Genomic DNA, 25735 nt, shown 5'->3' with positions numbered 1-25735 from the left:
CTCAAGCCCTTTCCGTTACACGCTGTGGGCGCCGGCCATCTTGATCTCCTTGCCCGAGGCAAGGTCGATCATGCGCTTGGCCACCACCATCAATCCGGCGATCAGGAAGCCGCCCGGCGGCAGGATCAGCACCAGGATGCCCCAATCGGCGGGCATGATGCGCATCTCCAGCACCTTGGCCCAGGGGCCGAGCAGCAGGGCGGCGTCGGCGAACAGGGTGCCCTGGCCGATGGCTTCGCGCACCAGGCCGATGGCGGTCAGCGCGAAGGTGAAGCCCAGGCCCATGAACAACCCGTCGAGGAACGAGGGCAGCACCGGCTCCTTGGCGGCGAAGGCCTCCAGCCGGGCCAGCGGCAGGCAGTTGGAGACGATCAGCGGGATGAACAGGCCCAGCACCTTGTACAGCTCGTGCATCCAGGCGTTCATGGCCAGGTCGACGAAGGTGACGTTGGCCGCCACGATCAGGATGTAGACCGGGATGCGCACCTCGTGGGTGACGTAATTGCGGAACATGGCGACCATCAGGTTCGACGCCGCCATCACCGCCGCGGTGGCGATGCCCATGCCGAAGCCGTTGGTGCCGGTGCCGGTCATGGCCATGGTCGGGCACATGCCGAGCAGCATGCACAGCACGCCGTTGTTTTCCCACAATCCGTCCTTGACGATCCGTCCGTAGCTGGCAGACATCACTTCTTCTCCATCATGCGAGACGAATTGGCGGCAAAGAACTCAAGCCCCTGGCGGATGCCGCCCACCACGGCGCGCGGCGTGATGGTGGCGCCCGAGAACTGGTCGAACTGGCCGCCGTCCTTCTTGACCTTCCACTTGTCCACCGGCGGGTTGCTTAAGCTGAGGCCGCTGAAGCGGGTGATCCAGTCAGTCTTGGCGGCGTCGATCTTGTCGCCCAGGCCGGGGGTTTCCTTGTGCGAGATGACCCGCACGCCCAGCAGCTTGCCGTCCGGCGCGATGCCCATCATCAGCTTGATCGGGCCGCCATAGCCGCCCGACGCGTTGTATTCGTAGGCGATCGCCACGACCTTGCCGTCCTTGGTGGCGCGGTAGACCTCGGTCTCGGCCGTGCCGCCGTGGCCGCCGGCGGCGGGGTTGGCGACCTTGACCGTGTCGGTCACCGGGTTGTTGTCGTGGATGGCGCGAGGGATCACCTGCCCCAGCGAGTTCATCTTGTCTTCCAGGGCGCGCTCCTTGATGGGCGCCTTGGTGATGTCGTCGGTGAGCGCGAGCGCCACGCCGAACCCGGCGCAGAAGACGCCCAGGATGGTGGCGTGGACCCAAGTGGGCCGAATGGCGTGGCTCATTTGTCCCCCCTGACCGGCAGAGGCTCGCCCTTGCGGGTGCGCCCGAAGACGCGCGGCCGGAAATGTTGATCGAGAATGGGCGTCAGCGCGTTCATCAGCAGCACGGCGAAGGCCACGCCCTCGGGATAGCCGGCATAGGTGCGGATGATCCAGGTGAGCAGCCCGACGCCGATGCCGAAGGCGATCTGCGCCGACTTGGACACCGGCGAGGTGACGTAGTCGGTGGCGATGAAGAAGGCGCCCAGGAACGACGCGCCCGACAGCAGCTGGACCATGCCGCCCACATGTCGGGCCGGGTCCAGGGTGCTGAAGATGGTGCCCATCAGGAACAGGGTGCCCAGCATGGACACCGGAATGTGCCAGGAGATGATCTTGCGCCACATGAGGAACAGGCCGCCCACTAAGATCAGCGGCACCGCCGTCTCGCCCATGGAGCCGGGGTGGAAGCCGATCATCATCTCGCCGATGGTGGGAAGCGATTCCAGCGAGTGGCTGACCGGATTGCCCTTGGACAGCTCGGTCTTGATGAAGCCCAGCGGCGAGGCGGTGCTGATGCCGTCCAGGGTGAAGCCGCGCCCGAAGGTGATGGTCAGCGCCTCGGACAGGCCGGGCGAGCCGGGGGTGAACAGCGGCTTGGGCGTGACGAACGAGGTCATCTGCAGCGGGAAGGAGACCAGCACCACCACGCGGCCGACCATGGCCGGGTTGAAGACGTTCTGGCCCAGTCCGCCGAAGGCGTGCTTGGCGAGGCAGACGGCGAAGACCGAGGCCACCACGGCCACCCACCAGGGCGCCCACGGCGGCAGCGACAGGGCCAGCAGCCAGCCGGTGATGGCCACCGATCCATCGCCCAGCGCCCGGTCGGCATTGCCGCCGCTGATGCGCACGCACAACGCCTCGCAGGCCAGGCAGGCCAGCATGGTGACGATGAACAGGAAGATGGCGGGAAGGCCGAACAGCCACAGATTGTACAGCGTCGCCGGCACCAGGGCCGCCAGGACCGTGAACATGGTCCGGGAGACGTTGTTGGGGCCGTGGGTGAACGGTCCGCTCTTGTCGATCACGATACTCATGCGTTGGCCCCGCCTGCGGAATTGGTTTGTGCCTGAGCAGCCGCCGCAAGCTCGGCGGCCTCCTTGGCGGCCTTGGCCTTGGCGGCGGCTTCCCGCTTGGCCTGGGCCTGGCGTTCGAGACGCGCGTTATGGGCCTCGACCAGCGCCTTGGTCTGCTCGTTCTTGCGCCGCTCGCGGTCGAGCGCCGCGATCTTGCCCTTGGCGTAGTTGAAATAGTGGACCAGCGGAATGTGCGACGGGCAGATGTAGGAGCACGATCCGCACGACACGCAATCCTGCACGCCGATCTTGGCGGCCAGCTCCAGCTTGTCGTTTCGGATGTAGCTGGCCATCTCCACCGGCACCAGGCCGCAGGGGCAGTAGGTGACGCAGGAGCCGCAGCGGATGCAGGGGCTGGGGGCGTGCTCGTTGGTTTCGGCCTGGGTCAGCGCCAGGATGCCGGACGTGCCCTTGACCACCGCCACGTCGAGCGAGGGCAGGGGCTGGCCCATCATGGGACCGCCCGAGATGATGCGCTTGGCCGCCTTGGACACGCCGCCGCAGAACTCCAGCAGCTCCGAGACCCGGGTGCCCAGCGGCACCTCGATATTCTTCGGCTCGGGCACCGCCCCGCCGCTCACCGTGACGACGCGCGACACCAGCGGACGGCCGAGGCGCACCGCCTGATGCACGGCCCGCGCCGTGGCGACGTTGTGCACCACCACGCCCACATCGGCGGTCAGCTTGCGGGCCGGCGTCTCGCGGCCCGTCACCGCCTGGGTCAGGTGGCGCTCGGCGCCCATGGGATACTGCACCGGCACGCCCACCACCTCGACGTTTGGCTGCTTGGCCGCTTCGTCCTTGAGCGAGGCGATGGCGTGGGGCTTGTTGTCCTCGACCGCGATGATCACCTTGGGCGCGCCCAAAGCGTGGGCCATGATGCGGGCGCCGTCCACCACCTGCGCCGCGAACTCGCGCATGACGCGGTCGTCGCAGGTGAGGTAGGGCTCGCACTCGGCGCCGTTCAGCAGCAGGATTTCCAGCTTGTGCTGGCCGCCCAGGCCCAGCTTCACCGCCGACGGGAAGGTGGCGCCGCCCATGCCGACGATGCCGGCCTCGGCGACGCGGGTCTTGATCTCATTGGCCGAAGCCGCGAAGGGGTCGGCGATGGGGGGCATGGGCTCGGCCCATTCGTCCTTGCCGTCCGCGTCCAGCATGATGGTCAGGGTCGGCAGGCCCGACGGATGCGGCGCGGTCATCTCGGTGATGGCGGCGACGCGGCCCGAGGTGGGGGCATGCACGGCGGCCGAGATCGCTCCTTGCGCCTTGGCCAGCAGCTGGCCCTTCTTGACCATGTCGCCGACGTTGACCGTGGTGTTGGCCGGCGCGCCCATGTGTTGCTGCAGGGGCAGATAAAGGGTCTTCGGAACGGGCAGGGCGACGATGGCCTTCTCGCTCGTCAGCTCCTTGCGGTATTCCGGGTGGATGCCGCCCAGGATGGGAAACAGTTTCATCGACCGTCTCTCCTCAATGCGCCGAATGCTCGCCCGGCTTTTGCCAGTGCCAGCCTGCGATGGTTTGCGGAATGGGGCGCATCTCGATGGCCTCGGTGGGGCAGATCTTGAAGCACTTGGAACAGGCGTGGCAGGCGTCGGCGATCACCGTGTGCAGCTGCTTGGGCGCGCCGACGATGGCGTCGGAGCCGCATTCGCCGATGCAGCGCAGGCAGCCGATGCACAGATCCTCGTTGATGAAGGCGACGCGGGGGCCGACTTCCTCATGGGCATCCGCGTCGGCGTGCACGCCCAGCTTGGCGGCCAGCGCCTCGATGGTGGCCTTGCCGCCGGGGGCGCACAGCGTGATGGGGGTGTCGCCCTTGGCCAGGGCGGCGGCGTATTGCGAACAGCCGACGAAACCGCACTGGCCGCATTGCGAGCCGGGCAGCAGGGCCTGAAGCTCGTCCTCGATGGGATTGGTGGGCACGGCCAACAGCTTGGCGGCGGTTCCCAGAACCGCGCCCAGCGTCACACCCATCACCGCCAGACTTCCGACATCCAACAACATGACAGGCAACCTCCTAATTGGTGCTCATACCGGAAAAGCCCATGAAGGCGAGCGCCAGCAGGCTGGCGGTGATGAAGCCGATGGGCGGGCCGGCGAACAGGCGGGGCACGGCGTTGAGCGCGATGCGTTCGCGCAGGCCGGCGAACAGCACCATGACCAGCGAGTAGCCCAGCGACGAGGCCAGGGCGAACACGGTGCTCTCGATGAAGTTCATCTTGCCTTCGACCAGCAGCAGGTTGACGCCCAGCACGGCGCAGTTGGTGGTGATCAGCGGCAGGTAGATGCCCAGCATCTGGAACATGGCGGGCGAGACCTTGCGCACCACCGCTTCGGTGAACTGCACGGCCGCCGCGATGACCAGGATGAAGGTGACGGTGCGCAGGTAGCCCAGGTCGTAGGGCTCCAGCAGCGCCTTCTCCACCCCCCAGTCGATCATGGCCGAGACCGTGATGCAGAAGGTGGTGGCGGCGCCCATGCCGATGGCGGTGTCCACCCGGGTGGTGACGCCCATGAAGGAGCACAGGCCCAGGAACCGCATCAGAACGACGTTGCTGACCAGGGCGGCGCTGATGATCAGCAGAAGGTAATGTTCCATCGGGTGCTTCCCCCTTTACCCATGTTCCGTGTGGCATGACCCGTCGACCGGCGCCTCGAAGGCGCGGCGCAGGTAGCGGGGGGTCAGCACCCCCCGTGCCGAAAGATAGCCGGAGATGATCCGGGCCCCGAGCAGGCCGAGCAGCAATCCGCCGACGGCGCCCATGGCCGCCATGGAATCGCTGTGGCCCACTTCCTGTCCGGCGATGCCGCCCGCCAGCAAGGTGAGCAGCGGCAGGCCATAGGCCGTGAGAGCCCCCTTGGTGAGCGTGTCCTCGCGCACGCCGACCACCACGCGCTCGCCGACCGACAGGCCGAGATCGCCCGGCAGGGCGAAGCGCTTGGCCAGCTGGCGCGCCGAAGGATCGCCCATCTGCTTGCCGATGCTGCACAGCCCGGCCGAATGGCAGGTGCCGCAGCCGGCGACCGGCTCGGGCTCGGCCCAGGTCTTGCCGCCGCTGATGGCGACCACGCGGGCGAAGCCTTCGACCATGTCGCGGTCATGGGCATCGGGGAAAGTGGACTCCGGATTGCTCATCGCCAGATCAGGCCGTCACCGTCGCGACGACGCCCTGGGGCGTGACGAAGAACGCCTGCAAGGCGCCGCCCGCCCGCAAAATCCGCTGGCGCTCGGCTTCCGGGGCCAGGATCAGGGCGGTGGCCAGGCCGTCGGCGATGGTGGCGTTGTCGGCGATCACCGTGACGCCCAGATCGGCGGGCGCGGTCCTGCCGGTCTTGGGGTCGATGATGTGGGTGAACTTGCCGGCCTCGTCGAAGATGGTGCCATAGCCGCCTGAGGTGGAGACGCACTTGTTGACCACGTCCACCGAGGTGACGGCCCTGGTGTTGTCGGCCGGGTTGGCGATACCGATGCGCCAGGCCGAGCCGTCCGGCTTGGCGTCCAGGGCGCGGGGCTCGCCCATGTCCACCAGCATCTGGCTGAAGCCGTGGGAGCGCAGCACGTCCGACACCTTGTCGGTGATGTAGCCTTGGGCGCGGGCGTTGAGCGTCAGCGCCATGCCGGGCCGGGCCAGCCGGACGCTGCGGCCGGCGGCGTCGATCTCGATGCCCTTCCAGTCCACCAGGGCCAGGGCGGCCTCGATGTCCTTGGCCGCCGGGCCGGCGGCATCGGGGGAGGCGGCGGTGAAGTGGCTGAAATACAGCTGCCACACCGGCTGGATGGTCGGGTCGAAGGCGCCGCCGCTGATCTCGGCCAGGGACTTGGCGTGGGCGACCAGTTCGATGAATTCGGCCGGCGCGTTGTCCAGCTTGCCGTCGCGGTTCAGGGCCGACAGGGCCGAATCGGCGCGATAGACGCTGAACATGGCTTCCAGACGGGCCAGCTCTCCTTGCGCGGCGGCCAGGGCCGCCTTGGCCTTGGCCTCGTCGGCGGCGTAGAGCTGAATGGAGGACGGCGCACCCAGCGTCGTCCCTTCCCAGCGCACCAGGTGGGCCTGGGCGGCATTGGCCTTCATCAGTAGCGGCAGTCCGGCGGCGGCGGCCAGAATGGTGATGGCGCGACGGCGGGTGATACGAACGGTCATCGAGCCTGAGCCCTCCTTCGGGTGAAACTTCCGGGCACCCAAGGGCCAGTCCCGTCTTGGGCCTGTTCCCGTGGTCCTGCCGAACTCTCTTAGCAAGACCCGCGCCACAAAAGTATAATTGCTCAAAAAAACGTCACATAGATGGTATGCGAGGACAACGCCCACATCAAGAGTGCGTGTTTTGAAATACGCATTGCAATACCAATTTTTAAAAACGGCGGAAATGAGCCGAATTTTAAGCGATACGGGGCAAAATGCCGGGGTGTAACAAGACCGCTATGGCCTTTAGGCAGCAGAAAAAATTCCGTGTCCGCCGATCCGCTCCGAGTGTCGGAAGTACGACAGGACGGAATGATTCCGCACCAATTGTCACGCCTGAGCTTTAGTATGGGGGATTTCTAACCTTTTGCGCTTGGCGATGTCGGCAAACGGTGGTAAGTAGAAACCCGCAAGGACCTGAGCCCATTGGGCCGGGTCATTTTTTTTGCGACGCGATCGCCATCGACGCGCTTTCCGACCCGGGGGGGTAGGGGAGAGCGGTAAAGGGGGAGGCCCGATTTCAGGCCTCCCCCTTTATCTTTGCGCACCAGCCTTTCCAGGCCGTCCGGAAGAAGTCCTCCACCGCCGCCACATGAGCGGCCTCGTCGCCCGGCCCTTGGCGCATGGCCGGGCGCAGGCGGCGTCGCAAATCCGACAGGCGGGCGGGATCGGCGGCCAGGGCGACGGCCAGATCCTCGTAGCCCTCGAGGTTCGGGCGGGCCAGTTCGCCCTCCATCCCCATGGCGGCAAGCAGGGCCAGGGTCTGGCGCGAGAAGGGGCGCGGTCCCGGCTGCGTGACCACCGGCACCCCCATCCACAGCGCCTCGCACGAGGTGAAGGCGCCGCAATAGGGGAAGGGGTCGAGGCCGATATCCACGTCGGCATACTCGGCCAGCAATTGCGCCGGCGGCGAATTGCCGCGCATCTCCAGCCGCTCGGGCGCGATGCCACAGGCGGCGAAAGCGTCGCGCAGGCGTCCGGCCACTTCCGCATGGGCGAGGTGGGGCCATTTGAGCAGCAGGCGCGATCCGGGCGTGCGGGCCAGGATGCGCGACCAGGATTCGATCACCCGGTCGTTCAGCTTGGCGATGTTGTTGAAGCTGCCGAAGGTGACGTGGCCGCGTGCCAGCACGGGCGGCGGCGCGGGTTCCGGCGTTTCCGGCCCCTGGTAGCACAGGCGCGAGCCGGGCAGGAACGCCACCTTCTCGCGGAACCAGCCTTCCGCCTCGGGCGGGACCGTGGCGCGGTCCATCAGGGCGTAGTCCATGGCGGCCAGCCCGGTGGTGAAGGGATAGCCCAGCCAGCCCACCTGCACCGGAGCGGGCTTGGCGGCGAACAGGCCCAGCCGGTTGCCCGCCGTGTGGCCGTCCAGGTCCACCAGGATGTCGATTCCATCCTCTCCGATCAGCCGGGCCAGGGCTTCGTCATCCAGGCTTTCGGCCTCGCGCCAGAGATCGGCGTTGTGGCGCAATTGGCGGGCGATGTCGTCGTCGCCCGGCCTGGTGGCGTAGCAGACGGCGAAAACCTTCGTGCGGTCGTGGCCTTTCAGCACCGGGCGCATCAGCAGGCCCAGGGGATGGCGGCGGAAATCGGCGGAGACGTAGCCGACGCGCAGCACCCGCTCGGGCTCGGGCACGTTGGCGTAACGGGCCGGAACGGGGGTGCGGCGGCGCTCCATGATCCGCCGATGGGCCAGCCCGATGTCCTTGCCGCTCAAATCGGGGAGGTAGTGCAGGCAGTTGAGGTGGTTGGAGGCCGCCATGGTCAGGCGGGGATCCATGGTCCAGGCGGCGTGGTAGCAGGCGGCGGCCTCGGCGGCGCGCCCCTCGCCATAGAAGGCGTTGCCCAGGTTGTAATGGGCGGCGGAATGGCTGGGGCGCAGCGAGATGGCGGTGCGCAAGCTGTCCTGGGCCGCCCGCATGCGTCCCGCCTGCTGCTGCAGCGCGCCGAGATCGGTCAGCATCCGCCAGTCGCCGGGGGCGAGGCGGGCGGCGGCTTCCATGGCATCGGCCGCCTCGGGTGCCCGGCCCAGTGCGTCCAGGCAGCGGGCCAGCTGGGCGTGGACCACCGGCAGATGGGGCAGCATATCGGCGGCGCGGCGGTAGCAGGGCTCGGCCTCCGCCGCTTGCCCCAGGCGCATCCGGGTGTTGCCCAGGTTGAACCAGGCCGGGGCGAGGCCGGGGGAAAGGCTGGCGGCGCGGGCGAAATCGGCCTCCGCCTCGTCGAGCCGTCCGAGATCGGAGAAAAGGTCGCCCCGGTTGCACCAGGCTTCGGCCAGATCGGGGGCCAGGTCCAGGGCGTGCCGGTGAAGGGCCAGGGCGTCGTCGGTCTGGCCGCGCTGCTGGGCGATGACGCCCCGGTTGGTCAGCGCCTTGGCGGCCAGGGGCGGGGGCGCGACAATGCGTTGGTAAAGGGCCTCCGCCTCGTCCAGGCGGCCCTGGTTGTGCAGCGATTCGGCCTGTCGGAGCAATTGGGCGGGATCGGAGGTCATCTCCGATTTATCGGGGGCGGCCGCTGCCCCGTCAAGGCTACACCACGCCCTTGGCGCGCAAGGCGTCCAGCGCCGCCGCGTCCAGCCCCAGCAGCTCGATCAGCACCGAATCGGTATGCTCGCCCAGGAGCGGCGGCCCCCGGTCATAGGCCACCGGCGAATCCGACAGGCGCAGCGGGCTGGCCACGGTGGGAATGGTCCCGGCCGTGGCGTGGGGAACCTCGCGGCGCAGGTCCCGCGCCTGGGCCTGGGGGTCGGCGAACACCTTGTCCATGGTGTTGATGGGGCCCGAGGGAATCTGGCGGCGTTCCAGGGCGTCCAGCAACTGGGCCGAGCCATAGCGCCGGGTCTCGGCTTCGATCAGCGGGATCAGGATATCGCGGTGCTCGACCCTGGCGCGGTTGAGCGTGAAGCGCTCGTCCGCCGCCCATTCGGGATGGCCCAGCTCGTCGGCCAGCTTGGCGAACTGGCCGTCATTGCCCACCGCGATGATCAGGTGGCCGTCGGCGGTGGGGAAGGCCTGATAGGGCACGATGGCCGCGTGGCCGTTGCCGGCCCGTGCCGGGGCGTCGCCGCTGACCAGATAGGTCATGGCCTGGTTGGTCATCATGGCGACCTGTACGTCCAGCAGGCCCAGATCGATATGCTGGCCGCGCCCGGTGCGGTGGCGCTGGTTGAGCGCCGCCAGCACGGCGATCACCGCGTGCAGGCCGGTGGACAGGTCGGCGATGGCGATGCCGGCCTTCTGCGGCCCGCCGCCGGGCAGCGCATCCTTCTCGCCGGTCACGCTCATCAGCCCGCCCATGGCCTGGATCATGAAGTCGTAGCCGGCCCTGGGCGCATAGGGGCCGTCCTGGCCGAAGCCGGTGATGGAGCAATAGACCAGCCGGGGATTGATCTCTTTCAGGGACTCGTAGTCCAGGCCGTATTTCTTCAGGCCGCCCAGCTTGTAGTTCTCCACCAGCACGTCGGCCCGGGCGGCCAGCCGGCGGACCAGATCCTGGCCCTCGGGCGTCGCCATGTCGATGGTCACCGAATGCTTGCCCCGGTTGGCCGCCAGGTAATAGGCGGCGTCGCCCTTCTCCCCCGTCTCGGGATCGGTCAGGAAGGGCGGGCCCCAGCCCCTGGTGTCGTCGCCGGAACCGGGCTTTTCCACCTTGATCACCCGGGCGCCCAGGTCGGCCAGCATCTGGGTGCAGAAGGGACCGGCCAGCACGCGCGAAAGGTCGAGGACCAGGATGTCGTCAAGGGCCCGCATCTCGTCATTCCTTATTGTGTCAAACGCGACAGGACGGTCAGCCACAGGGTCAGCGCCGCGAAGGCCGCCAGGGTGAACAACCCGTTCCAGCCCAGCACGATGGTCTTGGACGGCTTGCCCACCAGTTCGCCCAGCAGCATGGCCGAGGCGGTCATGGCCGAGGAATTGATGGCCAGGCACCAGCCGCCGATCAGGCCCAGCGCCAGGGATTCGGTGGACAGCGGCAGCGAGGGCGCGGCGCTCAGCGCCGAGGCGATGATGGTGACGCTGACGATGGGATTGATGCCGATCAGCGCCGGGCCCATCACCGCCAGGATGGCCAGCGCCGGCAGGGCGGCGGGCGGCAGCAGCGGCGAGGCGATCAGCGTGCCCAGGGTCTCGGGCGGGATCATGGCCGAGAACAGGGTGCCGATGAAGCCGGCCGAGGACAGGATGGCGATCTCGGTGCGGTAGGCGGGGAAGGTGATGGCGGCCTGGGTCACCACCCGGCGTCCGGTTTCGGCGCAGCCCTTGGCGATGCCGCCCTCCATATACTGGCGGGCCAGCCAGCCCAGGCCCACCAGCGGGGTGGAGACCAGCATGGCGCGGCTCAAGGGAACGCCCAGCAGGAACTCGAAGGCCAGCGCCATGACGAAGACCAGCAGCACCAGCCCGGCCACGCCCATCAGGGCGGCGACGTCGCGGGTGGACTCGGTGGGCGGCAGCAGGTGCCGGAGATGGGCGGGGGCCTGGATGCGGTCCTGCACCCAGCCCAGCCCCAGCACCATGGCCCCCGTCGCCATGCCCAGCGGCAGCATGGAGCTCCAGTGCAGGCTGGGCAGCGCGGTCAGCAGCACCGCCAGCGAGATGGAAAGCGGGGAGGCCAGGGGCGTGATGGAAAAGCCGCGCAACAGCGCCAGGATCATGCGGCGTTCGCGGATGTCCCTGATCTGCTCATTGCCGCCTGCCGCCTCCAGCGAGTTGCGGCTCTTGATCATGATGCCCAAGAGGCTCAGCACCCCGATGTTGAGGATGATGCCGAACAGATAGCCGCCGAGCGTCAGCAGGGCGTAGCGCCGTCCCGGCGTCTGGTTGACGAAGAAGGTGGAACAGCGGCTGACCAGGGGCGAGGTGCGCGCCGCTTCCCGCAGGAAGAACTGGTTGGCGAAGAAGGTGGCGAAGAAGGCGCCGGTGTCGAGCGAACTGGCGATGACCCGCCCCGGTTCGGCGGTTCCCGTCACCGCCGCGCCCATGGTCAGGCCCAGCGCCAGGCCGATCATCACCTTGGCGTTGACGGCCATGCGCCGCCATTCCGCCGCCAGGAAGGCCACCAGCAGGATGCGCGCCCCCATGCGCAGCATTTCGGCGGGCGCGATCACATCGGCCAGCACGCAGGCGATCATGCCGAGCAGCAGAAGTGCGGCCGGGCGTCCGCCGTTCATGATGGCGACAATCCCTTCAACCGGGCCAGTGCCGCCCGCGCCTCGTCCTCGAAGCGGCGGATGATGGCGGCCAGGGGCTCGATGCGGTCGGCGAAGGCCACCGACTGGCCCACCGACAGCGCCGCCTTGGTCCAGTCGCCGGTGCGGTAGGCCTCGCGCCCCACCTTGCCGGAGATGTGAGGCATCAGCGCCTCGATGCCGGCACCCTCCTTCTCCAGGCTTTGCACCGTGGCGGTGGCCTCGTTGCGCAGCACGCGCGCCGTGTTGCGCAAGGACGACAGGATCAGGGTGGTCTCGGTCTCGTCGGCCGCGATCAGGCGCTGCTTGTAATCGGCGTGGGCCCAGATTTCCTCGGCCACCAGGAAGCGGGTGCCGACCACCACGCCGTCGGCGCCCAGGGCCAGGGCGGCCACCAGATGGGCGCCGGTGCCGATGCCGCCGCCCACCAGCAGGGGGATGGACAGCTTGGCCGCCGCCACGTTGGCCTGGACAAAGGTGCCCACCATCTCCATGCCGGGATGGCCGCCGCATTCGGCGCCCACCACGGCGACGGCGTCGACGCCTTCGGCCTGGGCCTTGAGCGCGTATTTCACCGCCGGGACCTTGTGGACCACCTTGATCCCGGCCGCCTTCAGCGCAGGAAGGTAGGGAGCCGGATTGCGGCCCGAGGTCTCGACGAAGGGCACGTTCTCCTCGACGATCAGGTCGAAGACGGCTTGGGTGCGTTCGCCCTGGACCAGCTTGGGCAGCATGGAGACGTTGACGCCGAAGGGCTTGCCCTCCGAGAGCTCGCGGCACCGGCGGATGGCGGATTTGAGGTCGGCGATGTCCTCGTAGCTGGCGGCGGTGATGAAGCCGCAGATGCCGGCATGGGCCGCGGCGGCGACATAATCGGGGGTGGCCAGCCATTGCAGCCCGCCGGCCAGCACCGGCAGGCGAATGCCGAACAATTCGGTGACGCGGGTGGTGAAGAGGGCGGGCGGGACGCCCGCGCTCCCTGTTCCGCCGGTGTCCGGAGCGCGGGCGTCCCGCCCGCCGATCACAGCGCCACCCCTTCCGGCGATTCGCTGCCCGTGCGGTAGCGGAAGGTGCCTTCGCCCATGGCGATCAGCTTGCCGTTCTCGTCGAGGATTTCCGACGAGCAGAACACGATGCGGCTGCCGCCCGCCTTCTTGCGGCCGACGGCGCGGATCAGGCCGTGGCGGACCTGGCCGGTGAAGCTGGTGGTCAACTGCAGGGTGACGCAGCGCCGCACCCGTCCGGGATGGGGGCAGAAGGTGGCGGCGAAGCCGCACGACGTGTCGATCAGGGTGGCCAGCACGCCGCCATGCACCAGTCCGGCGCGGTTGCAGTGCTTGGGCTCGATGGTCAGCTCCAGCACCGCGTGGTTCTCGTCCCACTCGGCCAGATGATAGCCCAACAGGTCCTGGAAGCCCGATGTGGGCTCGCCGTCCAGCAGGTCAGTGCTCATGAAGGGTGTCCCTGGCGAAATAGAGGTCGTGGAGACGGCTAAGATCCACCGAATCGGCGGCCTCCGACAGCACAACCTTGCCGCCCCTGACCAGATAGACGTGGTCGGCGATCTTCAAGGCCTTGTTGGTGTTCTGCTCCACCAGCACGATGGTGCGGCCGTCCTGCTTCAGGCGGTCGAGGATGCCCATCACCTCGTCCACCACCACGGGGGCAAGGCCCAGCGACGGCTCGTCCACTAAGATCAGCTTGGGCTCCTCCATCAGGCCGCGCCCCATGGCCAGCATCTGCGCCTCGCCGCCCGACAGCGCGCCGGCCAGCTGGTCGCGGCGCTCGTACAGCCTGGGGAACATGTCGTAGACCATCTGAAGATTTTTCGGCGCGTTGGCCCGGCACTTTTTGGGGAAGGCCCCCATCATCAGGTTGTCGGCCACGCTCATGTCGCGGAACACCATGCGGCCTTCCGGAATCATGGCGATGCCGTCCGCCACCATGTCCCAGGTGGGCGCGTTGGTGCGGTCGGCGCCCTGGTAGAGGACGCGGCCCGCCTCGGTCTTGACCAGTCCCATGATGGCGCGCAGAAGCGTGGTCTTGCCGCCGCCGTTGGGGCCGAGGATGCAGGTCAGCTTGCCTTCCTCGATGGCGAGCGACAGGTCCCACAGCACGTTGATGGAGCCGTAGCCGGCCCGCAAGGCTTCGATTTCAAGCAGCTTCGCCACCGGTATAGCTCCTGATGACTTCGGGGTCGTTGAACACGTGCTCGGGGCTGCCCTCGGCGATCAGTCGGCCGAAATTCAGCACCACAACGCGGGGACACAGCCGGGTGATGGTCTCGATGTCATGCTCGATGATCAGCAAGGCGAGGCCATAGCGGCTCCGCACTTCCGACAGCGTATGCATGAAGGCGCGCTTGCCCGCCGTCTCCAGCCCGGCCAGCACCTCGTCGAGCATCAGGAGCTTGGGGTTGGTGGCCAGCGCCTTGCCCACCTCCAGCGCCTTCTGTTCGGTTAGCGCCAACGAGGTGGCGGCGTCGGAATCGGCCTTGTGGCCCAGCTTCAGCAGATCGAGAATCTCGTCGATGCGCTGCTTGTCCACCCGGCCGGTGGCGAAGCGCGACGCCACCATCAGGTTCTCGCGCACCGTCAGCTCGTGCATGGGCTGGGGCACCTGGAAGGCGCGGCCGATGCCGGCCCGCGCCCTTGTGTGGATGGGCATGGCCACCAGATCGCGGCCCAGGAAGCGGGCCTTGCCCCGGGTGGGGCGCACCAGCCCCGACACGGCGTTGAACAAGGTGGTCTTGCCCGCCCCGTTGGGGCCGACCAGCCCCAGCACGTCGCCCTCGGCCATGGAAAACGACACGTCTCCCACGGCGATCAGGCCGCCGAAGGCCACGGTGACTCCGTCAAGCTCAAGCAGCATGGGCGTGGCCCTCCTTGCGCGACAGTTTGGCCATCAGCATGGGGATCAGGCCGCCGGGGCTGAACAGGATCATGGCGCCCAGCAGCGCGCCCAGCACGATCTGGTGGCCCTGGGGCAGGATGGGCTTGAACACCAACTGGTCCACCAGATAGACCGCCAGCGCGCCCACCAAGGGGCCGCTCACCGTGCGGTAGCCGCCGAAGATGGCCGAGACGATGGCCAGCGTCGTCCACTGCCCGGCGAAGGCGTAGTCGGGCTCGAGGAAGTTGATGTAATGGGCGTTGAAGGCGCCCACCATGCCGGTGATGAAGGCGGACACCACCAGCATCCAGGCCTTCAGCAGCGTCGAGTTGACGCCGACCACGCGGGTGGCGTCCTCGCTGTCATGCATGGCCTTCAGCGCCAGGCCGTAGGTCGAGCGGCGGATCAGGTGATAGGCCGCCATGGAGGCCACCACGATGGTGAGGATGACGAAATAGCCGCCCAGCTTGGAGCCGAAATCCACCCCCAGCAGGGTGGGCAGGCGGGGAATGGACAGCAATCCCGCCGCGCCGCCGGTGATGGGCTTCAATTCGGTGGCCAGGATGCGGAAGATCTCGGCATAGGCCAGGATGGCCAGGGCGAAATAGGGGCCGCGCAGCCGCAGCGCCGGCATGGTCGCCACCGAGGCGATGGCCGCGCCGATGCCGGCCATCAGCATGGCGGGAAACACCGGCCAGCCGCCTTTCAGCGTCAGCAGGGCCGAGACATAGCCGCCCACTCCGAAGAAGGCGGCGTGGCCGAAACTCACCATGCCGCCCAGATTGCCCAAGAGCGCCCAGGCGATGGCGATGCCGCCGATGGTGAGTGCGGCGACGATCAGGCCGATGACATAGGCGTTGGAGCCCAAGGCCAGCGGCACGGCGATGTAGGCGAAGGCCAGGAACAGGCCGATCCTGATGGTGTTGCCCATGGTCTCAGCCCCTCCGCTTGGCGCGGCCGAACAGGCCGGACGGCATCAACAGCAGCACCACCAGGAACAGCACCATGCCGGCCAGTTCCTGCAATGCCGACGACGCCATGGTGACGGTCAGGCTTTCCACCACGCCCAGCAGCACCGCGCCCAGCAGCACGCCGGGCACCGAGCCCATGCCGGCCAGCACGGTGATGATGAAGGCCTTCACCGTCAGGTGATGGCCCAGCGACGGCTGGATCACCTTGGCGGTGTAGATGGCGATGCCCGCCACCGTGGCCAGCAGGCCCGACACCGCGAAGGACAGCACCTCCGTCAATTGCGGGTTGACACCCATCAGCTTGGCGGCGTCGCGGTTGGAAGCAACGGCGCGTAACGCCCTGCCATACCAGCTTTTTTCCAGCCACCACCATACCGCGCCCACCAGGGCGATGCCGATTCCGGCGAACACCAGTTCGGCCTGCATGGCGAACAGGATGTCGAAGGGAATGACGGCGTCGTGGTACCAGGGCGTGGTGGCGGAATGGATGTCCGCCGACCAGATCATCAGCACCGCGTTGGTGAGGATCACCCCGATGCCGAAGGTGAGGATCAGCGAGTTCAGCTCGCGGTCCTTGCTTATCAGGCTGACCAGGTAATAGACCGCCATGGCGGTGGCCACCACCACGGCCAGTGCCAGGGGCAGCGAGGCCAGGGGATCGAGTCCCAGCTTCTCCTCGGCGGTGTAGCTGATATAGGCGCCCAGCAGCACCAGCTCGCCATGGGCGAGGTTGATGACCCGCATGGTGCCGAACACCAGCGCCAGCCCCAGCGCGATCAGGGCGTAATACGCCCCCGACAGCAGTCCGGAGAACAGGGATTGAAGGGTTAGCTCAAGCATGGAGTTCGGCCCTGGAACGGAAGAGAGGCAATCCTGTTCCCGTCATCACCGGGCTTGACCCGGTGATCCACGAGGGGCCGTTTTTCCCATGGTATCGGGAGCGGCCCGGCGTGGATGCCCGGAACAAGTCCGGGCATGACGGGGAGGTCACAACGGGTGTCACCACGGCACGGCCGGATACTTGACCTTGCCGGTGGCGGCGTCGGCGGGCCAGACCAGAACCACCTTGCCGCCCTGGTGCTGGCCCATGCGGTGGGTGAATTCCGGGTTGTCGCCGGCCTCGTCGAAGCGGACCTTGCCGATCACCGTGTCGGCCTGGGTCTTGCGCATCTCCGTGGCGATGCCGCCCTTGTCCACCGTGCCGGCGTCGGCGGCGCGCGCCACCGCCTCGAACAGCAGCTTGGACTGCACATAGCCGAAGATGCCCAGGTAATCGGGTGCCTTGTTGAACATCTTCTGGTAGGTCTCGGCGAATTCCTTGGCTTCCGGCGTGGTGAACTCGGCCGGATAGGACAGCGTCGAGGTGCCCGACACGTTCTCCATCAGATCGGGGAACTCGGCGGCCATCTTGGAGGTGGCGAGGGACCACACGCCGGCGATGGTCTTGATCTCGGGCTTCAACACCTTGGCGGCGCGCAGGATGCCCACATAGTCGTTCTCGTAGCCGATCATGGCGATGGCGTCGGGGCGGTCCTGCAGCTTGATCTTGTGGACGATCGGCTTGAAGTCGTTGGTGGCCGGGTCGAAGGCGTGCATGGTGACCTTGACGCCCTTGGGCGAGAGGCCGGTCTGCAGCATCTTGGCCACTTCCTCGGTGGCTTCCTTGGTGGAATAGACCACCGCCACCGATTTCACGCCCACCTCGTTGAACATGCCCATCAGGGCGCGGGCATAGCCTTCCGAGCTGTTGATGCGGAAGAAGGTCTTGAGGTTGCGCTTGGTCAGCTCGGTGGCGACGCCGCCCGAGGTGATGTAGACCTTGCCCAGCTTCTCGGCGGCTTCCGAGGCCGGGCCGATGATGTTGGAGCCGTAGCCGCCGGTATAGGCCACCACCCCGTCGGCGGCCAGCTTCTCGACGGCGCCCACCGCCTTGGCCGGCGAGGATTCGTCGTCCACGGTGAGGATCTTCACCGTATGCTTGCCGTTCTTTTTGTTGAACATCTCGGCGGCCACCTGGATGCCCTCGTTCATGGCGGTGCCGACGCGGGCAAGATTGCCCGACAGCGGGATCTCGGCGCCGATCTTGAACTCGGCCGCCTTGGCCGGGGCAAAGCCCAGCATCACGGACAGGGCCAGGGCCGAAACACAGAGCTTGCTCTTGGACATTTTGCTTCCTCCCAACGTTTTTAAAGATTGTCGTAGGCGTGGTTTCTTGCCGCCTCGGCGAGGCGGTTTTTCAGAATTTTTCCCGTCGCTCCGGCGGGCAGGTGGCCGACCACCACCACTTCGCCGGGGCGCTTGTAGGGCGCCAGGCGGGCGGCGGCCCACTCGGTCAATTCAGCGACGGCAAGGTCGGTGCCCGGCGCCACCTGGACGAAGGCCACCACCTCCTCGTTGCCGTCGGCGGCCGGGCGGCCGACCACGGCGGAATGGGTGACCAGGGGATGGGCGTTGAACACCGCCTCCACTTCCGCCGGATAGACGTTGAAGCCCGAGCGGATGATCAGCTCCTTGGCGCGTCCGACGATGAACAGCGCCCCGTCCGGATCGCGCCGGGCGAAGTCGCCGGTATTGAGCCAGCCTTGGCCGTCGATCACCTCGGCGGTCATTTCGGGGGCGCGGTAATAGCCCTTCATGGTGCCGGGGCCCCGGCACCACAGCTCGCCCACCTGGCCGTCGGGGACGTCCTTGCCGTCAGGCCCGACGATGCGCACCTCGACGCCCGGCAGGGCATGACCCACCGAGCAATCGCTCCTCGGCGCGTCCAGGCGGGTCTGGCAGATGGTGGGCGCCGATTCGGTCAAGCCGTAGCCGTTGTTCAGCACGCGGCCGAACACCGCTTCGGTCTCCGCCTTGATGGCGGGGTCCAGCGGCGAGCCGCCCGCCGACAGGAAGCGTAAGGCGGGGGCTTCGACCGATGCGCCGGTGAGGCGGATATGCTCGAGGAACTTGGCGAACATGGCCGGCACGCCGTTCCACATGGTCAGCCCGGCCTTCAGGTCGGCCAGCACCTGGGCGGGGGCGAAACGGGGCGCCACATGCAGGCAGGCGCCGCCATAAAGCGTACCCACCAGCACCGAGGCCAGTCCGAACACGTGGGACATGGGCAGCACGCCATAGGCCACGTCACCGGGGCCGATGTCGCGCAGCCCCCCCGACACCGCGCCGATGAACATGATGTTGCGGTGGGTGAGCATGACGCCCTTGGGCGTGCCGGTGGTGCCCGAGGTGTAGATCAGCGCCGCCACCTGGCCGTTGCCGGGCTCGACGGGCTCTGAACTACAGCTGTGGTTGAGCGGTCCCACGGCGAAGCTGCCGAGCCGGGGAAGCGAGCGCAGCCCCGCCCCGTGCCGCCTTGCGTGCAAGGTGGCCTCGGCCGAGACGTCGGTGGTGTAGATCACCCGGCGCGCACCGCAATGGTCACGGATGGTGTCGATCTCGCGCTCGGACAGCCGGGCGTTGATGATCGCCGCCCAGGCATCCATTTCGCCCGCCGCCAGGATCAGGGCGACCAGCAGCAGGCTGTTCTCGCCCACCAGCATCAGCCGGTCGCCGGGACGCACCTCCAGCTCCTTCAACAGGGCCACGGCCTCGTCCATGGCCTCGCCCAGCTGGGCATAGGTCCAGCGGATGTCGCCCTGGAGCATGGCGGGGGCGTCGGGGGTCCGCCGCTGCCATTGCCGTGCCAGTTGCGACAGGCGCGGCGGCAGGTCGGCCAGGATGTCGGCGACAGCCCGCATCAGGCGATGTCCTTCAGCATGTTGCGCGCGATGACCAGCTGCTGGATCTGGGTGGTGCCCTCGTAGATGCGGAACAGGCGGACGTCGCGGTAGAACCGCTCGATGCCGTAATCGGCGATGTATCCGGCCCCGCCATGGACCTGCACGGCGCGGTCGGCGATGCGGCCCACCGCCTCGGACGCGAACATCTTGCAGCAGGCGGCTTCCGTCGAGACGTTCAGGCCCTCGTCCTTCTTACGGGCCGCGTCCAGCACCATGCAGCGCGCGGCGTAGGCCTCGGTCTTCGAATCGGCCAGCATGGCCTGGACCAGCTGGAACTCGCCGATGGGCTTGCCGAACTGGACGCGCTCGGCGGCGTATTTGACGGTGTCACGGATCAGGCGTTCCGACACGCCGACGCAGGTGGCCGAGATGTGCAGCCGGCCACGGTCGAGCACCTTCATGGCGGTCTTGAAGCCCTGGCCCTCCTTGCCTCCGATGATGTTGGCGGCGGGCACGCGGACGTCTTCCAGGATCACGTCGCAGGTATGCGCGCCCTTCTGGCCCATCTTCTTGTCGATCTTGCCCAAGGACAGGCCGGGGGAATCGGCGTCGACGATGAAGGCGGTGATGCCGCCGGCGCCCTTGTCGGACGGATTGGTCCGGGCCATCAGGGTGAAGATCGAGGCTTCCGGCGCATTGGTGATGAAGCGCTTGGTCCCGTTGATGACGTAATGGTCGCCGTCCTTGCGGGCCGTGGTGCGAAGCGAGGCGGCGTCCGATCCGGCATTGGGCTCGGTCAGCGCAAACGAGGCGATCAGCTCGCCGGTGGCCAGGCGGGGCAGGTACTTCCGCTTCTGCTCCTCGGTGCCGTCGATGATGATGCCCTGGGAGCCGATGCCGTTATTGGTGCCGAAGATGGAGCGGAAGGCCGGGCTGGTCTGGCCGATCTCGAAGGCGCACAGCACCTCTTCCTCCATGGTCAGGCCCAGGCCGCCGTATTCCTCGGGGATGGACAGGCCGAACAGGCCCAGCTCCTTCATCTCGGCGATGATCTCGGGGGGGAGGGCGTCGTCCTCGGCGATGCGCTCCTCGTTGGGCACCAGACGCTCGCGCACGAAGCGCGAAAGGGTATCGAGCAGCTGGTTCAGGATTTCCTGGTCACGGATCATGTCGGTCTCGTCCCGTCAGATAAGGGTAAAGGGTCAGCGGCGTCCCAGCGCCGCCTCGATCTTGCGGGCCACCGCCACCAGGCGGGGGCCGAGGTCGTCTTCCAGGCGCTCGCGCGACAGCAGAAAGGCCGCGCCGCCGCAGTTCAGCGCCATCACCGCGCCGGTGGCGGGATTGGTCAGCGCCACGCCCACGGCGTGGACGTCCGACTGCCAGTCGCCCACCGACATGGTGAAGCCGCGTTGGGTGTATTCGCGCAACGCCCGCTCAAGGCCCAGCTTGATGCGCGGCCAGTCGTCGGGGTGGCGCTTCCGGACCTGATCGAGGACGGCGTTGCGCTCGGCCTCGGGCAATGCGGCCAGATAGGCGCGGCCCATGGCGGTGGTCGCCACCGGAATGCGCGAGCCCACCGACAGCCTGATGGTCAGCGCCCCTTTGCCCCGGCAGGATTCGATGTAGATCATGCTGGTCTGGTCGCCGCTGCCCAGCGACACCGCCACGTCGGAATAATCGGCCAGTTCCTGCATCAGCGGGCGGGCCACGTGGCGGATGTCCATGCTGGCCAGCGCGGTGTAGCCCAGCGACAGGACGGCGGTGCCCAACTGGTACTTGGCGTAGCGCTCGATATAGCTGAGGTAGCCCAGCTTGGTCAGCGTATAGGTCAGCCGCGACACCGTCGGCTTGGGCAGTCCGGTGCGCGACGCGATCTCCTGGTTGCCCAGCATGGCGTCGTTGGCGCGAAAGCAGCGCAGAACGTCCAGGCCGCGCGACAGCGCCACCACGAACTGGCGGTCATGGGTTTCCTCGCCGCCGCTTTCCTCGGATTCCGTCAAGGCTTCATCTCCCGGACCCCTCCATTGCGATTGGGGGGCATGATTTTGTTTGCCAAGGGACCAAATCACGACTTAGGCTCTGGCGTCAACAAAATGTGAAATCGAATTCCGCACAGCGAAATTGAGGAACGTCATGACCGAAGTGCTCCTGGAAAAACCCTTTGATTCCGTGGCCTTGCTGCGAATCAACCGGCCCGAGGCCAAGAACGCGCTCAACGGCGAAGTGCGGCGTCAGTTGGCCGGGCACCTGACGGAACTGGGTGCCGACCCCGCCATTCGCGCCATCGTCATGACCGGCAACCAGGAGGCCTTCGCCGCCGGGGCCGACATCAAGGACATGGCCGAGGTAGGCGCCATCGAGCTGATGCAGCGCAACAACCACCTGCTGTGGCGGGCCATCGCCAGTTGCCCCAAGCCGGTGATCGCCGCCGTGAATGGCTATGCCTGGGGCGGCGGCTGCGAGCTGGTGATGCATGCCGACATCATCGTGGCGGGCGAGAACGCCAGCTTCTCCCAGCCCGAGGTCAAGGTGGGCATCATGCCGGGCGCCGGCGGCACCCAGCGCCTGACCCGCGCGGTGGGCAAGTTCAAGGCCATGCTGATGGTGATGACCGGTCAGGCCATCAGCGGCGTGGAGGCCGGGCAGATGGGCCTGGCCAGCCTGGTGGTGCCCGATTCCGAGGTTCTGGACAAGGCCTTGGAGATCGCCAAGACCATCTCGCGCATGCCGCCCGTCGCCATCGCCCAGATCAAGGAAGTGCTGCTGGCCGGCCAGGACGCCTCGCTCGACACCGCCCTGATGCTGGAGCGCAAGGCCTTCCAGCTGCTGTTCGCCAGCGCCGATCAGAAGGAAGGCATGAAGGCCTTCATCGAGAAGCGCAAGCCCACCTATGAGGGGAAGTGACCATGAGCCTCGACGCCAACCGTTCCGACCTCATCCTCGGCCTAGTCGGCACCGGCACCATGGGCCGGGGCATCGCCCAGATCGCCGTGGCTTCCGGCGTGACCGTCATCCTGGTTGACGCGCAGCCCGGCGCCGCCGCCAAGGCCCGCGACGCCGTCGCCGCCATGCTGGCCAAGCTGGCCGAAAAGGGCAAGCTGACGCCGGATGCCTGCGCCGCCGCCACCGGTCGTTTGAAGCTGGGTGAAAGCCTCGCCGATCTGGCCCCTGCCCATGTGGTGGTCGAGGCCATCATCGAAGACATCAAGGTCAAGCAGTCGCTGATGAACGAGCTGGAGGCCATCGTCTCCGCCGACTGCCTGATCGCCAGCAATACCTCGTCGCTGTCGGTGACCTCCATCGCGGCCGCCTGCAAGCACCCTGAGCGGGTGGGCGGCTTCCATTTCTTCAATCCCGTTCCACTGATGAAAGTGGTGGAGGTCATCGATGGCGTCATGACGGCGCCCTGGGTGGTCGAGGCGTTGACCACTCTGGCCAGGCGCATGGGGCATGCGCCCGTCAAGGCCAAGGACACGCCCGGCTTCATCGTCAACCACGCCGGGCGCGGCTATGGCACCGAGGCGCTGAAGCTGGTGGGCGAGGGGGTGACCGACGTGTTTGCCGCCGACCGCATCCTGAAGGGCGCTGCCGGCTTCCGCATGGGGCCGTTCGAGCTGCTGGACCTCACCGCGCTGGACGTCTCCCACCCGGTGATGGAAAGCATCTACGACCAGTATTACCAGGAGCCGCGCTACCGGCCGTCGCCCATCACCCGCTCGCGCCTCGCCGCCGGGCTGCTGGGCCGCAAGGTGGGGCGCGGCTTCTACGCCTACGAGGCGGACAAGCAGGTGGTGCCGCCGGCGCCGCCTGTTCCCGCCGCCTGGGACGGCCCGGTCTGGGTGGCCCCCGGTGAAGGTTCGCTGGCCGTCGCCGCCCTGGTCACCCGGCTGGGCGCCAAGCTGGAGAAGGGCAAGAAGCCGACCAAGTCGGCCCTGATCCTCATCCCCGTGCTGGGCGAGGACTGCACCAGTGCCTGTGTCCGTCTCGGCCTGGACGCCACCCGTACTGTCGCCATCGACCCGCTGTTCGGGCTGGACAGCCACCGCACCATCATGACCAACCCGGTGACGGCGCAGGCGACCCGCGACGGCGCCTTTGGCCTGCTGGCCAGCGACAATGTCGCCGTCTCGGTGGTCTCGGACAGTCCCGGTCTGGTGGCGCAGCGGGTGGTGGCGACCATCGTCAACATCGGCTGCGACATCGCCCAGCAGCGCATCGCCAGCCCCGAGGACATCGACAAGGCGGTGACGCTGGGCCTCGGCTATCCCGCCGGGCCGCTGTCCTGGGGCGACCGCATCGGCGCCGACAAGGTGGTGGCCATCCTCGACACCATGCTGGCCATCACCGGCGATCCCCGCTACCGCGCCTCGCTCTGGCTGAAGCGCCGTGCCGCCCTGGGCGTTTCCCTTTTGACTTCGGAGTCCTGATCCATGCTCGACGCCTACATCTATGACGGCCTGCGTTCTCCCATCGGCCGCCATGCCGGCGGCCTCGCCCCGGTGCGCCCCGACGATCTCGCCGCCGAGGTGATTCGCGCCCTGGTGGCCCGCTCGTCCTTCAAGCCGGAAGATGTCGAGGACGTCATCCTCGGCTGTACCAACCAGGCGGGTGAGGACAGCCGCAACGTGGCCCGCCACGCCGCGCTGTTGTCCGGCCTGCCCGTCGAGGTGGCGGGCCAGACCGTCAACCGGCTGTGCGCCTCGGGCCTGGCGGCCGTGCTGGACGCGGCTCGCTCGGTGACCTGCAATGAGGGCGACCTGTTCATCGCCGGCGGCGTGGAAAGCATGAGCCGCGCCCCCTTCGTGCTGGCCAAGGCCGAAAGCGCCTGGTCCAGGGACGCCAAGATCTTCGACACCACCATCGGGGCGCGCTTCGCCAATCCCAGGGTGATCAAGGGCTTTGGCAACCATTCCATGCCCGAGACCGCCGACAACATCGCCCACGACCTGAATCTCACGCGTGAGGCCTCGGATGCCTTCGCCGCCGCCTCCCAGGCCAAGTATGCGCGCGCCAAGGCCGACGGCTTCTACGAGGGCGAGATCCATCCCATCACCATAGTGGGCCGCAAGGGCGACATTGTGGTGGCCGAGGACGAGCATCCGCGTCCCCAGACCGATCTGGCGGCGCTGACCAAGCTGAAGCCTCTGTTCGAGGGCGGCGTGGTCACCGCCGGCAATGCGTCCGGCATCAATGACGGCGCGGCGGCCCTGTTCATCGGCTCGCGCGCGGCGGGCGAGAAGGCGGGTGTTGCGCCCATCGCCCGCATCGTCGCCGGTGCTGCGGCCGGCGTGCCGCCCCGTGTCATGGGCCTGGGGCCGGTTCCGGCCATCACCAAGGCCCTGGCGCGGGCCAAGCTGTCCTTGAAGGACCTCGATCTCATCGAGATCAACGAGGCTTTCGCCGTGCAGGTGCTGGGCTGCGTCACCCAGCTGGGCGTGGCGGCCGACGATTCGCGGCTCAACCCCAATGGCGGGGCCATCGCCATCGGCCATCCGCTGGGCTGTTCGGGCGCCCGTCTGGCGCTCACCGCCGCCCGGCAGCTGCAGCGGACCGGCGGGCGCTATGCCGTGGTCTCGCTCTGTATCGGCGTCGGCCACGGGCTGGCCGCCGTGATCGAAAGGGTCTGAGCCATGGCCATCCGGGAAATCCTGGTCCATGTGGAGCCCGATGCCGCAGGCGCCGGGCGTCTCGACCTCGCCCGCGCCCTGGCGGATGAACACAAGGCCCGGCTGGTGGGGGTAGGCAAGGGCGACGAGGCCCCCGAGGGCGTCGACGAGTGGCGGCCCATCAATGGACTGAAGGATCTGGCGCTCCACGCCCGCTATGCCGATTTGACCATCGTCGGCCAGGCCTCGCCCGGCACCTCCGACCACGTCACCGAGACGCTGATGCGGGTCGGCCGCCCCATTCTGGCGGTGCCGCGCCACGGGCGTTATCCCCGGGTCGGCCAGCGGGTGCTGGTGGCCTGGAACGCGTCGCGCGAGGCGACGCGGGCGGTGTTCGATTCCCTGCCGCTGCTGGCGGGTGCCGTCAATGTCACGGTGATGACCATGGACGCCGAGGACGGGGACCGGGTGCCCGGCGCCGATATCGGCCTGACCCTGGCGCGGCACGGCATCAAGGTGGACGTGGTGCATTCGACGCTGGGCGATATCGACGCCGGCAACGCCTTGCTGTCGCGGGCCGCCGACCAGGGGGCCGACCTGCTGGTCATGGGGGCGTTCGGCCATTCGCCTTTGCGCGAGAAGGTGCTGGGCGGGGCCACGCGGCACATCCTCGACCACATGACCGTACCGGTGCTGCTCTCACATTGAGGATGTTTCATTCGACGGGGGGCGGCGGATGGGGCAACA

The 25735-nt window shown here is 67.8% G+C and carries 25 protein-coding genes; 4 read left to right on the top strand and 21 right to left on the bottom strand.

The window, feature by feature from the left end:
• Window positions 1–15: 15 nt before the first annotated feature.
• From XM1_RS15820 to XM1_RS15720, 21 genes are all read right to left on the bottom strand, one after another.
• Entirely contained in the window at window positions 16–687 is a 672-nt protein-coding gene (locus XM1_RS15820) for an electron transport complex subunit E (protein WP_068435134.1), read from the bottom strand.
• Window positions 687–1316, bottom strand: a complete 630-nt coding sequence (gene rsxG / locus XM1_RS15815; protein ID WP_068435132.1) for an electron transport complex subunit RsxG — start codon at window positions 1314–1316, stop codon at window positions 687–689. Before rsxG ends, XM1_RS15820 begins: the two co-directional genes overlap by 1 nt.
• Window positions 1313–2389 carry an RnfABCDGE type electron transport complex subunit D gene (locus XM1_RS15810; protein ID WP_068435130.1) on the bottom strand — a complete coding sequence of 359 codons (1077 nt, stop codon included), beginning with the start codon at window positions 2387–2389 and terminating at the stop codon, window positions 1313–1315. The genes rsxG and XM1_RS15810 overlap by 4 nt, the downstream gene beginning before the upstream one ends.
• A complete protein-coding gene (gene rsxC, locus XM1_RS15805) occupies window positions 2386–3882 on the bottom strand; it encodes an electron transport complex subunit RsxC (protein WP_068435129.1) in 1497 nt (498 codons plus the stop codon). Before rsxC ends, XM1_RS15810 begins: the two co-directional genes overlap by 4 nt.
• A gap of 13 nt (window positions 3883–3895) precedes the next feature.
• Window positions 3896–4432, bottom strand: coding sequence for an RnfABCDGE type electron transport complex subunit B (locus tag XM1_RS15800; protein WP_068435127.1), 537 nt, complete (start codon window positions 4430–4432; stop codon window positions 3896–3898).
• Window positions 4433–4445: 13 nt separating this feature from the next.
• Window positions 4446–5027 (bottom strand): electron transport complex subunit RsxA, encoded by a 582-nt coding sequence (gene rsxA, locus XM1_RS15795; protein ID WP_068435125.1) that lies wholly within the window; start codon window positions 5025–5027, stop codon window positions 4446–4448.
• A 15-nt stretch (window positions 5028–5042) separates the two neighbouring features.
• Window positions 5043–5564, bottom strand: coding sequence for a SoxR reducing system RseC family protein (locus XM1_RS15790; RefSeq protein WP_068435122.1), 522 nt, complete (start codon window positions 5562–5564; stop codon window positions 5043–5045).
• Window positions 5565–5571: 7 nt separating this feature from the next.
• A complete protein-coding gene (locus XM1_RS15785) occupies window positions 5572–6570 on the bottom strand; it encodes an FAD:protein FMN transferase (protein ID WP_068435120.1) in 999 nt (332 codons plus the stop codon).
• Window positions 6571–7129: 559 nt separating this feature from the next.
• Window positions 7130–9100 carry a glycosyltransferase family 41 protein gene (locus XM1_RS15780; protein ID WP_231920543.1) on the bottom strand — a complete coding sequence of 657 codons (1971 nt, stop codon included), beginning with the start codon at window positions 9098–9100 and terminating at the stop codon, window positions 7130–7132.
• 37 nt (window positions 9101–9137) lie between these two features.
• Window positions 9138–10358, bottom strand: coding sequence for a CaiB/BaiF CoA-transferase family protein (locus tag XM1_RS15775; protein WP_068435118.1), 1221 nt, complete (start codon window positions 10356–10358; stop codon window positions 9138–9140).
• 11 nt (window positions 10359–10369) lie between these two features.
• A complete protein-coding gene (locus XM1_RS15770; RefSeq protein ID WP_068435116.1) occupies window positions 10370–11779 on the bottom strand; it encodes a hypothetical protein in 1410 nt (469 codons plus the stop codon).
• Window positions 11776–12822 carry a nitronate monooxygenase family protein gene (locus XM1_RS15765; protein WP_231920542.1) on the bottom strand — a complete coding sequence of 349 codons (1047 nt, stop codon included), beginning with the start codon at window positions 12820–12822 and terminating at the stop codon, window positions 11776–11778. The genes XM1_RS15770 and XM1_RS15765 overlap by 4 nt, the downstream gene beginning before the upstream one ends.
• Window positions 12819–13250 (bottom strand): PaaI family thioesterase, encoded by a 432-nt coding sequence (locus tag XM1_RS15760; RefSeq protein WP_068435114.1) that lies wholly within the window; start codon window positions 13248–13250, stop codon window positions 12819–12821. The genes XM1_RS15765 and XM1_RS15760 overlap by 4 nt, the downstream gene beginning before the upstream one ends.
• Window positions 13240–13968 carry an ABC transporter ATP-binding protein gene (locus tag XM1_RS15755; RefSeq protein WP_197603083.1) on the bottom strand — a complete coding sequence of 243 codons (729 nt, stop codon included), beginning with the start codon at window positions 13966–13968 and terminating at the stop codon, window positions 13240–13242. The genes XM1_RS15760 and XM1_RS15755 overlap by 11 nt, the downstream gene beginning before the upstream one ends.
• Window positions 13952–14668 carry an ABC transporter ATP-binding protein gene (locus tag XM1_RS15750; RefSeq protein ID WP_197603082.1) on the bottom strand — a complete coding sequence of 239 codons (717 nt, stop codon included), beginning with the start codon at window positions 14666–14668 and terminating at the stop codon, window positions 13952–13954. Before XM1_RS15750 ends, XM1_RS15755 begins: the two co-directional genes overlap by 17 nt.
• Window positions 14658–15620, bottom strand: a complete 963-nt coding sequence (locus tag XM1_RS15745) for a branched-chain amino acid ABC transporter permease (protein WP_068435112.1) — start codon at window positions 15618–15620, stop codon at window positions 14658–14660. The genes XM1_RS15750 and XM1_RS15745 overlap by 11 nt, the downstream gene beginning before the upstream one ends.
• Before the next feature lie 4 nt (window positions 15621–15624).
• A complete protein-coding gene (locus tag XM1_RS15740; protein ID WP_068435110.1) occupies window positions 15625–16500 on the bottom strand; it encodes a branched-chain amino acid ABC transporter permease in 876 nt (291 codons plus the stop codon).
• Between the two features lie 159 nt (window positions 16501–16659).
• Window positions 16660–17826 carry an ABC transporter substrate-binding protein gene (locus tag XM1_RS15735; protein WP_068435108.1) on the bottom strand — a complete coding sequence of 389 codons (1167 nt, stop codon included), beginning with the start codon at window positions 17824–17826 and terminating at the stop codon, window positions 16660–16662.
• Window positions 17827–17846: 20 nt separating this feature from the next.
• Window positions 17847–19400 (bottom strand): class I adenylate-forming enzyme family protein, encoded by a 1554-nt coding sequence (locus XM1_RS15730; protein WP_068435106.1) that lies wholly within the window; start codon window positions 19398–19400, stop codon window positions 17847–17849.
• Window positions 19400–20551: an acyl-CoA dehydrogenase family protein gene (locus XM1_RS15725; protein WP_068435104.1), complete on the bottom strand. Its 1152-nt coding sequence runs from the start codon at window positions 20549–20551 to the stop codon at window positions 19400–19402. The genes XM1_RS15730 and XM1_RS15725 overlap by 1 nt, the downstream gene beginning before the upstream one ends.
• A gap of 33 nt (window positions 20552–20584) precedes the next feature.
• Window positions 20585–21382: an IclR family transcriptional regulator gene (locus XM1_RS15720; protein ID WP_068435102.1), complete on the bottom strand. Its 798-nt coding sequence runs from the start codon at window positions 21380–21382 to the stop codon at window positions 20585–20587.
• Between the two features lie 133 nt (window positions 21383–21515).
• Here XM1_RS15720 and XM1_RS15715 point away from each other — a divergent pair, with 133 nt between their 5' ends.
• From XM1_RS15715 to XM1_RS15700, 4 genes are read left to right on the top strand one after another with little or no spacing between them, the layout of a single operon-like run.
• A complete protein-coding gene (locus XM1_RS15715; RefSeq protein WP_068435100.1) occupies window positions 21516–22286 on the top strand; it encodes an enoyl-CoA hydratase in 771 nt (256 codons plus the stop codon).
• 2 nt (window positions 22287–22288) lie between these two features.
• Complete coding sequence (locus tag XM1_RS15710; RefSeq protein WP_068435098.1) at window positions 22289–23809, top strand: 3-hydroxyacyl-CoA dehydrogenase; 1521 nt, start codon at window positions 22289–22291, stop codon at window positions 23807–23809.
• Between the two features lie 3 nt (window positions 23810–23812).
• Window positions 23813–25009, top strand: coding sequence for a 3-oxoadipyl-CoA thiolase (locus XM1_RS15705; RefSeq protein ID WP_068435096.1), 1197 nt, complete (start codon window positions 23813–23815; stop codon window positions 25007–25009).
• A 3-nt stretch (window positions 25010–25012) separates the two neighbouring features.
• Window positions 25013–25696 (top strand): universal stress protein, encoded by a 684-nt coding sequence (locus XM1_RS15700; RefSeq protein ID WP_068435094.1) that lies wholly within the window; start codon window positions 25013–25015, stop codon window positions 25694–25696.
• The last annotated feature ends 39 nt before the right edge of the window (window positions 25697–25735 follow it).

This window comes from Magnetospirillum sp. XM-1 (assembly GCF_001511835.1).
In the GTDB taxonomy this organism is placed as follows: Bacteria; Pseudomonadota; Alphaproteobacteria; order Rhodospirillales; family Magnetospirillaceae; genus Phaeospirillum.
This window is presented reverse-complemented; position numbering and strand designations above follow the sequence as displayed.

What these genes read in the sequence shown, in the direction of transcription:
- XM1_RS15745 (WP_068435112.1), bottom strand. Translation starts at nt 15,620, where the DNA reads ATGGGCAACACCATCAGGATCGGCCTGTTCCTGGCCTTCGCCTACATC.
- XM1_RS15780 (WP_231920543.1), bottom strand. Translation starts at nt 9,100, where the DNA reads ATGACCTCCGATCCCGCCCAATTGCTCCGACAGGCCGAATCGCTGCAC.
- XM1_RS15820 (WP_068435134.1), bottom strand. Translation starts at nt 687, where the DNA reads ATGTCTGCCAGCTACGGACGGATCGTCAAGGACGGATTGTGGGAAAAC.
- XM1_RS15710 (WP_068435098.1), top strand. Translation starts at nt 22,289, where the DNA reads ATGAGCCTCGACGCCAACCGTTCCGACCTCATCCTCGGCCTAGTCGGC.
- XM1_RS15730 (WP_068435106.1), bottom strand. Translation starts at nt 19,400, where the DNA reads ATGCGGGCTGTCGCCGACATCCTGGCCGACCTGCCGCCGCGCCTGTCG.
- XM1_RS15705 (WP_068435096.1), top strand. Translation starts at nt 23,813, where the DNA reads ATGCTCGACGCCTACATCTATGACGGCCTGCGTTCTCCCATCGGCCGC.
- XM1_RS15770 (WP_068435116.1), bottom strand. Translation starts at nt 11,779, where the DNA reads ATGAACGGCGGACGCCCGGCCGCACTTCTGCTGCTCGGCATGATCGCC.
- XM1_RS15810 (WP_068435130.1), bottom strand. Translation starts at nt 2,389, where the DNA reads ATGAGTATCGTGATCGACAAGAGCGGACCGTTCACCCACGGCCCCAAC.
- XM1_RS15760 (WP_068435114.1), bottom strand. Translation starts at nt 13,250, where the DNA reads ATGAGCACTGACCTGCTGGACGGCGAGCCCACATCGGGCTTCCAGGAC.
- XM1_RS15735 (WP_068435108.1), bottom strand. Translation starts at nt 17,826, where the DNA reads ATGTCCAAGAGCAAGCTCTGTGTTTCGGCCCTGGCCCTGTCCGTGATG.
- XM1_RS15715 (WP_068435100.1), top strand. Translation starts at nt 21,516, where the DNA reads ATGACCGAAGTGCTCCTGGAAAAACCCTTTGATTCCGTGGCCTTGCTG.
- rsxA (WP_068435125.1), bottom strand. Translation starts at nt 5,027, where the DNA reads ATGGAACATTACCTTCTGCTGATCATCAGCGCCGCCCTGGTCAGCAAC.
- rsxG (WP_068435132.1), bottom strand. Translation starts at nt 1,316, where the DNA reads ATGAGCCACGCCATTCGGCCCACTTGGGTCCACGCCACCATCCTGGGC.
- XM1_RS15800 (WP_068435127.1), bottom strand. Translation starts at nt 4,432, where the DNA reads ATGTTGTTGGATGTCGGAAGTCTGGCGGTGATGGGTGTGACGCTGGGC.
- XM1_RS15725 (WP_068435104.1), bottom strand. Translation starts at nt 20,551, where the DNA reads ATGATCCGTGACCAGGAAATCCTGAACCAGCTGCTCGATACCCTTTCG.
- XM1_RS15790 (WP_068435122.1), bottom strand. Translation starts at nt 5,564, where the DNA reads ATGAGCAATCCGGAGTCCACTTTCCCCGATGCCCATGACCGCGACATG.
- rsxC (WP_068435129.1), bottom strand. Translation starts at nt 3,882, where the DNA reads ATGAAACTGTTTCCCATCCTGGGCGGCATCCACCCGGAATACCGCAAG.
- XM1_RS15775 (WP_068435118.1), bottom strand. Translation starts at nt 10,358, where the DNA reads ATGCGGGCCCTTGACGACATCCTGGTCCTCGACCTTTCGCGCGTGCTG.
- XM1_RS15785 (WP_068435120.1), bottom strand. Translation starts at nt 6,570, where the DNA reads ATGACCGTTCGTATCACCCGCCGTCGCGCCATCACCATTCTGGCCGCC.
- XM1_RS15750 (WP_197603082.1), bottom strand. Translation starts at nt 14,668, where the DNA reads ATGCTGCTTGAGCTTGACGGAGTCACCGTGGCCTTCGGCGGCCTGATC.
- XM1_RS15700 (WP_068435094.1), top strand. Translation starts at nt 25,013, where the DNA reads ATGGCCATCCGGGAAATCCTGGTCCATGTGGAGCCCGATGCCGCAGGC.
- XM1_RS15740 (WP_068435110.1), bottom strand. Translation starts at nt 16,500, where the DNA reads ATGCTTGAGCTAACCCTTCAATCCCTGTTCTCCGGACTGCTGTCGGGG.